This window comes from Rhizobacter sp. P1_G5, from assembly GCF_056405435.1.
Window position 1 is genome coordinate 1 of record NZ_JBFUCB010001221.1, and the last position, 521, is coordinate 521.

At 71.3% G+C, this 521-nt stretch carries 1 pseudogene; it reads left to right on the forward strand.

Features of this window, described 5'->3' with window-relative positions:
- Nucleotides 1-255: pseudogene (locus AC1D12_RS35075) on the forward strand (sugar ABC transporter ATP-binding protein); the annotation flags it as partial.
- Nucleotides 256-521 lie beyond the last annotated feature (266 nt).

Genomic DNA, 521 nt, shown 5'->3' on the forward strand with positions numbered 1-521 from the left:
CCGCGCATCATCCTGCTGAACGACCCGACACGCGGCATCGACGTCGGCACCAAGCAGGAGATCTACCAGCTGCTGCGCCGGCTCGCCGACGACGGCGCGGCCCTCCTCTTCTACTCGACCGACCACGACGAGCTGATCGGCTGCTGCGATCGCGTGCTGGTGATGGTGGAGGGCCGGATCCGCCGCGAGCTCGTCGGTGCCGGGATCACCGAGCATGCGCTGGTCGGCGCGGCGCTGGACGTGGAGCCCGCATGACGGGGGCGGGCCGAGCGCCGGGCCGCCCCAAGCCGGCCCGCGTCCCCTMGGGGGACCGCCCGATGTACCCATCGGACGAGGGGCAGTCATGAATGATTGGCCGCACCGGCTGCGCGAGCACCAGGGCACGCTGCTCGCGTTCATCGGCTTCGTCGCGATGTTCGCGGTCTATGCCGCCAACCACCCGGCCGGCCTGACCGCGAATGTCGCCACCACCGCGGCGAACAAGGGCGTGCTGCTCGCGATCGTCGCGATGGCGCAGACGC